The organism is Scopulibacillus darangshiensis, from assembly GCF_004341035.1.
GTDB lineage: Bacteria > Bacillota > Bacilli > Bacillales > Sporolactobacillaceae > Scopulibacillus > Scopulibacillus darangshiensis.
This window is the reverse complement of the sequence record NZ_SLXK01000042.1, coordinates 25,978-35,917: the sequence shown is the minus strand read 5'-3', so window position 1 is coordinate 35,917 and position 9,940 is coordinate 25,978. Positions and strand designations below refer to the sequence as shown.

The window sequence follows — 9,940 nt, the reverse complement described above, 5'->3', positions numbered from 1 at the left end:
GCTAGAAAAACACCTTCAAATTCCGAAATAAATGAAGGCGTTTGCCAATTTTCATCCAAATTGCTTCTTCGGTTAGTCCTATGAATAATCCGGGTCAAAGGTAAGGAAAATCTATTAATTCCAGTATTAATGACCTTTTTTTCCCTAGGAGGGGCCATGCTTGGTCTAGCGGAAGAGACTATACCATATATCACAATAATGGTTCCCTTAGCTTTAATGCTGGGATTTGATAGCATGGTTGGAACTGCAATCGTTTTGTTGGGAACTGCTTCAGGTTTTACTGCTGCATTTATGAATCCTTTTACAGTTGGCGTCGCTCAAGGCATCGCTGAGCTTCCTTTATTTTCAGGTATGGGTTTAAGAATTATCTATTGGGTTATTTTCACTTCAGTCAGTATCGCCTATGTCATGCTTTACGCAAGAAAGATTAAGAAAAGTCCCGAAAAGAGTCTTACCTACAATGACCCCATAGACTTTAATGTTGTTGACCCATCGGAAATCGATAAGCTTACTCTAAGACAAAAATTCGTTTTAACAATTTTAATTGGCACTTTGATTACATTAGCTTTTGGGGTGATTAAATTCGGTTGGTATATCAATGAAATTGCCGGTTTATTTTTGTTAATGGGCGTTTTAATGGGGATTGTCTCTAGAATGCCTGTTAACGATATTGCTGAAAACTTTATTGAAGGATGTAAGGTATTAGTGGTGGGAGCACTGGTGGTAGGCATAGCTCATGCTATTCTTATCGTGTTACAAGAAGGAAAGGTGATGGACACCATCCTGCACAGTCTTTCCAATTTAATCGGTCATTTTCCGTCTGAGATAGCAGCCATGGGCATGTTCATTGCCCAATGTTTTATTAATTATATTGTGCCTTCAGGGAGTGGCCAAGCGGCTTTAACCATGCCGATTATGACCCCTTTATCGGATCTAGTCGATGTTTCCAGGCAAACGGCTGTTTTAGCATTCCAATTCGGTGATGGTATTTCTAATATATTTACACCAACATCCGGTTATTTCATGGCGGCACTTGCGATTGCAGGTATCTCCTGGATCAAATGGGTAAAGTGGATCTGGCCTTTGATTTTAATTCACTATGGTTTGGGCGCCATATTTGTTACCATAGCCCACTTAACAGGCTATTAAACGAAAGAAGGGTTCTGACTATGTTCATAAGCGATGAAATGGCACAATGGATCATTCAACAAAGGCGGTATATTCATCAACATCCTGAACTGTCTCATAATGAAACAAATACAAAAAAGTATATAGAAAGCGCCCTCCAGGTTATGGGGCTGCAAACATATAGTCTGACGGGCAAAGACGTCATTTGTGACATATATGGAAGAAACGGGTCGCGACTGATCGCTGCCCGCTCGGATATTGATGCTCTGCCTGTCCAGGAAGAGACAGGCCTGCCGTACCAATCTATTAATCCCGGTGTGATGCATGCTTGCGGCCATGATGGTCATATTGCTATCCTTCTCGGTGTTATCAAAAGTTTACTTCCTTACATAGGAAAGTTAAATGGTTCGATTCGATTTATTTTCCAGCATGCTGAAGAAACGGTGCCAGGCGGGGCAAAAGAATTGGTTGAAAAGGGTGTTTTGAAAGATGTTGAGGCTATATTTGGGTATCATTTGTGGCAGCATCTTTCTGCAGGTTTGATTGGTTATAGAAAAGGTCCTTTCATGGCAGGCGCGAGCAGGTTCAATATTAAGATTAAAGGAAAAGGAGGGCACGGATCACAGCCTCACGAGACCATCGACCCGACATTAGCAGCAGCACATCTCATGACACAACTTCACACCATTATAAGCCGCGACATCAACCCTAATGAAGGTGCCGTTATTAGTATTGGGGAAATGAAAGCTGGTTCCAGTTATAATGTTATTCCAGATACCGCTGAATTAAGCGGTACGGTAAGATATTTCAATCCAGATTTACTAGGTCTCATTGAACATCGCATGGCAAAAATATCACATGGAATTGAGGAATCATTTAACACAAAACTCACACTAGATTTCCAGAAAGGCGATCCGCCGTTGATAAATGACGGACATGTCATTGATTCAGTTTTAAAGACAATAAACAAATTGCACTTGGCTGACAATATCGTTGAGGTGCCCCTGACATTCGGCGGCGAGGATTTTGCATATTACTCACAAGTGATACCGGCCTCATATATTTTCTTTGGAACACATTCCAAGGATAATCCATATCTGCACCACCATCCAAAATTTGATATTGACGAGAAGATGCTGCCGGTGGGAGTGAAAATTATGTCGCAAACACTACTAGACTATTTAGAGGTGACGTCGTGAAGATCAAAAAGGCAACCCTATATGCTGTTCAATTACCGTTGGTTGAACCCTTTATTGTTTCATATAAAAAATATACAGCAATGCCTTCTATTATTGTAAGGTTAGAAACTGAAGATGGATTTATTGGTTTTGGGGAAGGCACACCGGATGAACATGTCACGGGTGAGACGTATGAAGGCACTTTTAAAGCGCTTCAACATTATTTGCTTCCCATCATAATTAATCATCATCCCTTTGATATCGAGGACCTTCATGAGAAAATGGATCGCATTTTATATGGAAATCCCACGGCTAAGGCTGCGATTGATATCGCCTGTTACGATCTTATGGGAAAAATAACTCAAAAGCCTGTTTATCAGTTAATTGGAGGGTGTTATCATCAAAGGCTTCATGTCACCAAGGTCATCAGCATTAACGACCCTGAGGTGATGGCTAAAGAAGCGCTTCAATCTGTATCGGCAGGCTATCAATCTCTTAAAATAAAGGTTGGGACGACACCGGAAGATGACATGGTAAGGCTGCGGGGCATCAAAGAAGCGATTGATACATTAGACACTCCCGTTAAGTGGCGAGTTGATGTGAATCAAGGCTGGAGAAGTCCAATAAAGGTTTTACCTATCATAAAAGGTTTAGAAAACCTTGGCATTGACTGGCTTGAACAGCCCATTCTTGCAGATGATATTGAAGGCTTAAATCAATTAAGAAAAAATACAAGCATTCCAATCATGATTGACGAGGGGCTCAAAAATTCTTGGGATTTGCGGCGTGTGATCAATTATCAAGCTGCTGATATCATTAATATTAAGCTAATGAAATGCGGCGGCATCTACCCTGCATTAAAATTAGTTAGCCAGGCGGAAATGGGGGGCTTAACATGCCAAATCGGATCCATGGTTGAATCCTCCGTCGCATCAAGTGCGGGAATTCATCTATCAGCCGCTAAAAAGAACATCATATCAAATGAACTAACAGGACCGTTGTTATTCAAAAACGACATCGGTGATTTAGCGTACAAAATCCCTTACATCTATCCTCCGGAAGTTCCAGGGCTGGGTATAAAGGTTGATGAAAATAAATTATTAGCGATGACGGAGGATAAATTGACGATAAATTAAAGAACAAGGATGGTTATACAAATGGGGTTGCAGGTGAAGGGAATCCTGTTTTTTGAGACAATGTAAAAGCCTGATTTTCTCTATTTAAACGCTGAGAAGTCTGGCTTTTTTTCATTTCGCTAAAGCCTTGTTCAGTCGCCAACTTAAATACTATGTTTCTGCTCTAAAGCAAGTTCTAAATTTAGAAGAACTTCAACCAAAACAACAACCGGCGCATCCGAGCGCGGGATTTTCAATTGTTGAAAAAATTGATAAAAAAATTCAAGAGACGATCCTAAAAAATGAACAAGAGGTTATTAAAACGATTCAGCTTCTTGATAGCGGGACGATTGAGGATGCTCTTCAGAAGATTATTCATTCAAGAAAGATCACTATCTTCGCTCGAGGCTTTTCTGAACTAACAGCAAAAGAAATGATGATAAAATTTCAACTGCTAGGAAAAAATTGTGAATTGCATGATGATCCTAATATAATCAGAACGATTAGCAAACAAATTGACAAAAGGGACATTGTTATTTTCGTATCATTAAATGGCAAGACAAATGGCAAGACAACGGAACTTGTTGAAGCCGCTCTGAATTGTGAGCAAAATGGCGTGAGCACGATTTTGTTGACGGCCAATCAAAATAGCCCATTATATGAATTGTGCGAAATTTCCTTAGTTGGCTTTAAATCGGAAAAATCCTATTTTCCTGATTACGAAGTCCGTTCACGATTGCCGATCCAAGTGATGGCTCGTGTCATTCTAGATGCCTATGCGATTCGTTCGGAGGAAAATTAACTGATTTAGGGGGATTCTAATGAAACTTATACCAGAGTCATCAAATTTTAAGGACTATTTAGAGGAAAATGAAGTGATTAACTTTTCCCATCCTATAATCAAGGCTAAAATAAATGAGTTGTTCAATAAAGATCAATCAGAAATTGAAAAGGTTAAGACCGCTTTTGAATTTGTCAGGGACCATATATCACATTCATGGGATATTCAAAGCGAAAGGGTCACTGTAATAGCTTCCGACGTTCTTAAATATCGTGAAGGCATATGTTATGCTAAATCAAATTTACTCGCATCATTACTAAGAGCAGAGGGAATACCAACAGGATTTTGTTATCAACGGCTTATGATATTTGATACACCTGAAAAAGGCTACTCCCTTCATACTCTTAACGGAATATACCTCAAATCGCATAACAGATGGGTGCGTTTGGATGCTCGCGGTAATAAACCAGGGGTACATGCGGAGTTTTCCATTGAAGTTGAAAAACTTGCATTTACAATCAATGAGGAGTTTGATGAAAAGGACTATCCAATTATATATACGGAACCAAATCGCAAAACTATTGCTGCTTTAGAAGAAAATTCAAATGCTCTAGAAATGTATAAATACGATCTGCCAGATTTTTTATAAATACTGGATCAAAAATAGGCTTGCCCAAAAACTCGGACTCTTTTTTGCGCCATAAAATCCCCACAGGAACCTATTCCACCAACTGAACGTAATAATGTTCAAGGGGGAAATAGATTTATATGTTGAAATTATGTTTAATCTTTTTAGCCTGGGTAATCTTGCTAGGGATAGCCATTCATCTTATTCGCAAGTATATTAATAGTTCAAAACAAGACCGTGAAAAACAATTTAGACTTATGCTTGAGGTTGTTTTCGCCATTCCTTTGACAGCTTTTTTTATTGTCGGAGGGATATTAAGAAATTTAGGATTTGGTAATGATACTGTGTATCCCGTCATGTTTATCGGATTTTTGGTAACAATATTTATCCCGGGTTTCGAGCTGCTCGTGTATTACCTTTTAAAAAGAGAAACAAGGGAAAAGTTTAATGATCCAAGCACGTATAAGCTCCCCGGCCTTTATAAATATAGAATGATCTTTCTGCCTTTGGTGTTGGGATTTGCGGTCATTGGCATCATTATTATGATATATCAATGTGCGGAGTTAGCTTTTTAAAATAAAAATTTTGTTGCCGAAAATGAGAATCGTCGGGGAGGACTGTTGTTTTTCGAAAAAATCAAAAACATTGACATAATTTAAAAATGAAGCACATCACTCGGGCCGTAACAAGTGGTGTGCTTCATATGTTTTATAAGCAGGGAAGAAGACAATTTTTATTAAGCAAATTAACAGAAGCGAAACATTAATGTTTTTAATTTTTACAACCTAAAAGCAGTCTTATATTACCTGAGCCATGGTATAATGAAATCATGCAATAGACGGAACAAGTCATGGGGGTCGGCGTCACCTTTTCCACTCCAACGAGGAGCGAAAAGGAGGTGAGTGCCTATGTCGGATGCTGAAGCTATTAAGCTGATGCTAACATTCGGGCTGTTTATTTTAGCCCTGTTGACATATATAAAAAACGACAAAAAATAGACCCCCTTGGATTAGCAGCCTAGGTGAGGTCTATTTTTGACTAAACCGACGCCGGGCCCCTTTGAAGGGTACGTCTTATTGCTGACTGGGGATGGACCAACATCTCCAGTCCATTTTATTTTATTGCGGATGGTCTATTTATATTCATTATACAACACTTAAGAAAAAAATAAACCAAAATGATGTTCTATTACTCTCTAAGCTTTTCGACGGATGATGTGAAAGGAGAAAGAATCATAATGAAAGTAGTGGCGCCAAAACCATTTATGTATAAAGCAGGAGAGAAAGCGGTGCTTCTTTTGCATGGATTTACTGGAAATACAGCTGACGTTCGAAAACTTGGACGTTATTTACAAAAAGGTGGATATACATGCTACGGTCCGGTATATGCTGGCCATGGTTTGGATCCTGCAAAGCTAAAAGAAACAAGTCCGGCCGACTGGTGGCAAAGCGCTTTAGATGGGTATAACCACTTGATAAAAGAAGGCTATAATCAAATTGCTGTTGTCGGTGTTTCATTAGGAGCGGAGTTTTCTTTACGGTTAGGGGCGACTTATCCGGTAAAAGCGATTGTTTCCATGAGTGCACCAGTTAAAGGAAAAAGTTCAGAAAAGTTATATGAACGGGTATTGGATTATGCGTATAATATCAAAAAAATGCAAGGCATAAAGGCGCCGCAAATTGAACATGAAATGGAAGCTTTTCGGGAGGAACCAATGGAATCCCTTGAAGACCTTCGTTCAATGATCGACGACATTCGTGAATTGGTTCCTAAAATAGAAGTGCCGATATTTGTTATGGTGGGGGCAAAGGATGATGAACTATATCGTGAAAGTGCATTATATATCCATCATCATGTAAGAAGCAAAAATAAGCAATTTAAAACGTATGAGAATTCTGGACATATTATTACTTTAGATCAAGATGCTGAAAAAGTGTACAATGATGTTTTACAGTTTTTTGAAAGTTTATCTTGGTCATAATTGGAGTGAGATGGCGAGCAGCTGGTCTTTAAGCTTTTGGAAAAGAAACATACTAGTGAGTCTTTCTCTGTCAATTATTTTTAAGGTCTAATCGAATCTAAACCATCCTTTTAGATCGATTTTTTAATTAAAGCATTTGCAAAAGAAACCGTTATCATTTATAATTTAATCAAACAAAGGATTGTTACTGTTCGGCAGGCAAAACCTGAATTAATTAAGCTTATAGGGGGGAACTCTTATTATAAGTTTAGTTAACTCAGGTTTTTTATTTTAATCTCGAAGGAAAAGTGATGAATATGAAAATAAAGAAAATCTTTAATAATAATGTCGCTTTGACTGAGGATCTGAATCAAACGGAGATGGTCGTTATGGGAAAAGGCCTCTCTTTTCAGAAAAAGGTTGGCGATGAAATCGATACAGAAAAGATAGAAAAGACATTTATCACACCTTCGGAAAGCTTCGCTGACAAGCTGTCTGAGTTATTCGATGATATCCCCTATGACATTATGGCACTTTCAAAAGACATTATTGATATGGCAAATAGAGAGCTGCACACGGAGCTGAATGATTCGCTTTACTTGTCATTATCCGACCATATTCATTTTGCCGTCACGAGATCCAAAAACGGGCTGCCTATAAAAAATGCATTGATGTGGGAGGTGCAGAAGTTCTATAAAGCCGAGCACCGTGTTGCACGCAAGGCATTGGATATGATAAAAGTGAGAACGGGTGTTAGCTTGCCTGAAGATGAAGCGGCATCCATTGCTTTGCACCTCTTTAACGCAAGGCAAGACAGTTCCGGAATGGAAGAAACGATGGCGATGACGAACATTGTTAGTAGTGTCACATCGATTGTGAAATACCATTATGGCATCGCCTTTGAAGAGGAGTCGATGAATTACAGCCGGTTTATCACCCATCTGCGCTATTTCGCCTACAGAATGCTGCGCGGTGAATTGAATAATGATCATAATGATGCATTATATAAGCAAGTTAAAATGCAGTATCCTAAAGCCTATGACTGTGCCAAGAAAGTGCAAGCGTATTTAAATAACCAATACAACGTTGAAATGACAAAGGATGAGCTTGCTTATTTCATGATCCATATTCATAGGGTATCAAGCAGAGAAAAAAGTTAATACAGCCTAAAAGGATTGTTACTGTTTGGCAGGCAAAACCTGGGGAGAGCGATAAGTAGACGACCGTCTATTTATGTTCTTTTCAGGTTTTTTTATTTTCAAGAAGGGGTGAAAAGGGTGGATAACAAGCAATTAGGAGTGAAAATTGTTGGGTTGGTTGGCGGTGAGGCAAATGTTAATTCTCTTGTTCACTGCGCAACACGGCTGCGATTTAAGCTTAGTGACACTAGTAAGGCCAACAAACAAGGATTAGAGGAAATTCCCGATGTTCTGACAGTCGTAGAAAAAGGCGGTCAATATCAAGTTGTTATAGGAAATAAGGTAGGAAAAGTTTACAGCGAAATCATGAATAATCATAATATTGCTGCCGGAGATTCAGCGGGTATTAGCAAAAATGAAGAGAAAATCGGTGTCATGGCAAAAATCTTCGAATATATTTCAGGCACGTTCTCCCCATTAATTCCTGCGATGGCCGGTGCAGGCATGATAAAAGCATTGCTCGCGATTCTGGCTATTATTAACTGGATTGATGTTGATGGGGCAACATATGCCGTATTAAATGCGGCATCAAGCGGCTTCTTTTATTTCCTGCCTATATTTGTAGGTGTTTCTGCAGCCCGAAAATTAAATGTGAACCCGTTCATCGGCGGTGCTATTGCAGCGGGTTTGCTTGAACCGCATTTTACAGCATTGATTAAACACTCTGGCGATATTAGTTTTATGACTATTCCGCTCGTTCCGATGGATTATGCATCAACTGTATTTCCGATGTTAATTGCCATGGTTGTATACGCACCCTTGGAACGGTTTGTTAAAAGGTATACACCGGATACCATTCAATTATTCTTTGTGCCAATGGTCGGCCTATTAATTATGGTGCCGCTAACAGCACTTGTTTTTGGCCCATTTGCGGATTTTATCAGTTCAGGCATTGCTGCAGCTGTGACATTCCTAATGGATAAATCAGCCATTCTGACAGGTGTTTTAATTGCCAGTATCTGGCCAATCTTAGTTGTCTTAGGAGTGCATTGGGGTGTCGTGCCGATTATGATTAGTAATTTCTCACGCGGCGGTGACATGATCGGACCGATCACGGCGGCTTCGACATTCGCGCAAATCGGAATCGCATTCGGTATCTTCTTGCGTGCCAGAAAAAATAAAGATTTGCGTTCATTGTCATTTGCGGCAACATTATCAGGATTGTTTGCAGGGGTAACAGAACCGGTTCTTTACGGCTTAATATTAAGGTACAGAAAACTTATACCATTAGTATTTATTGCCGGTGCTGTCGGCGGCGCCATTGTGGCTACCTTCAATGTAAAAGTCTTTGCCTTTGTATTTAACAGCTTATTTACCATTCCGGCATACACGCCAATGTTAGGCTATATTTTCGGAGTTGGCGCCTCATTCTTTACCGCAACCATTTTAGCTTTTATATTTGGTACAAAAGGCAAGAAGAAGGGTGATTCAGAAGAAGCAATGGAAGAAAAAACGCCTTCAAAGGCTGAAAGGGAATCGAAAGGAACTTATGATTTAAAAACGCCATTATCAGGTGACATAATTCAGCTTAAAGACATCGATGACCCTGTGTTTTCAACTGGTGCAATGGGAAAAGGCGTTGGGATTGAACCAACGGAAGGCGTTGTCACCGCCCCGTTTGACGGGGAGGTAGTTACCTTGTTTCCTACCAAACATGCGATTGGCTTAGTAAGCGATGATGGTGTTGAACTCCTCATTCATATTGGATTAGATACCGTTCAGTTAGATGGCAAGCATTACGCTGCGCATGTTGAACAAGATACCGTTATAAAAAAAGGCGACAAGTTAATAACATTTGATATTCAAGGCATCAAAGATGAGGGCTATAAAGTTACGACACCAGTTATTATTACGAATACTGCGGACTATTTAGATGCCATACCATCGGCATCTAGCCATGTTGTGTTTGACGATACGATATTAACTATCGTTAAATAAATATTTAAAACTA

At 39.5% G+C, this 9,940-nt stretch carries 10 protein-coding genes; all 10 read left to right on the top strand.

All coding sequences use genetic code 11. The annotated features are described in order from the left end of the window. Positions 1–129: 129 nt before the first annotated feature. The 10 genes from EV207_RS19210 (at position 130) to EV207_RS19165 (ending at position 9,927) form a co-directional block, all read left to right on the top strand. Positions 130–1,149: a YfcC family protein gene (locus tag EV207_RS19210; RefSeq protein WP_243647159.1), complete on the top strand. Its 1,020-nt coding sequence runs from the start codon at positions 130–132 to the stop codon at positions 1,147–1,149. Between the two features lie 20 nt (positions 1,150–1,169). After that, a complete protein-coding gene (locus tag EV207_RS19205; protein ID WP_165887015.1) occupies positions 1,170–2,327 on the top strand; it encodes a M20 metallopeptidase family protein in 1,158 nt (385 codons plus the stop codon). Further along, entirely contained in the window at positions 2,324–3,442 is a 1,119-nt protein-coding gene (locus tag EV207_RS19200) for a mandelate racemase/muconate lactonizing enzyme family protein (protein WP_243647158.1), read from the top strand. Before EV207_RS19205 ends, EV207_RS19200 begins: the two co-directional genes overlap by 4 nt. Positions 3,443–3,569: 127 nt before the next feature. Next, entirely contained in the window at positions 3,570–4,223 is a 654-nt protein-coding gene (locus EV207_RS19195) for a MurR/RpiR family transcriptional regulator (protein ID WP_207902977.1), read from the top strand. Between the two features lie 19 nt (positions 4,224–4,242). Continuing rightward, positions 4,243–4,851 carry a transglutaminase-like domain-containing protein gene (locus tag EV207_RS19190; protein ID WP_132747770.1) on the top strand — a complete coding sequence of 203 codons (609 nt, stop codon included), beginning with the start codon at positions 4,243–4,245 and terminating at the stop codon, positions 4,849–4,851. Between the two features lie 119 nt (positions 4,852–4,970). Continuing rightward, complete coding sequence (locus EV207_RS19185; protein ID WP_132747769.1) at positions 4,971–5,405, top strand: hypothetical protein; 435 nt, start codon at positions 4,971–4,973, stop codon at positions 5,403–5,405. Positions 5,406–5,738: 333 nt separating this feature from the next. Continuing rightward, the gene (locus tag EV207_RS19180; protein ID WP_132747768.1) at positions 5,739–5,828 is read left to right on the top strand and encodes a putative holin-like toxin; all 90 of its coding nucleotides are present in this window, start codon (positions 5,739–5,741) and stop codon (positions 5,826–5,828) included. A gap of 239 nt (positions 5,829–6,067) precedes the next feature. Beyond that, complete coding sequence (locus EV207_RS19175; RefSeq protein ID WP_132747767.1) at positions 6,068–6,811, top strand: alpha/beta hydrolase; 744 nt, start codon at positions 6,068–6,070, stop codon at positions 6,809–6,811. Between the two features lie 296 nt (positions 6,812–7,107). After that, a complete protein-coding gene (gene licT, locus EV207_RS19170) occupies positions 7,108–7,950 on the top strand; it encodes a BglG family transcription antiterminator LicT (RefSeq protein WP_132747774.1) in 843 nt (280 codons plus the stop codon). A gap of 117 nt (positions 7,951–8,067) precedes the next feature. Further along, complete coding sequence (locus EV207_RS19165; protein ID WP_132747766.1) at positions 8,068–9,927, top strand: beta-glucoside-specific PTS transporter subunit IIABC; 1,860 nt, start codon at positions 8,068–8,070, stop codon at positions 9,925–9,927. Positions 9,928–9,940 lie beyond the last annotated feature (13 nt).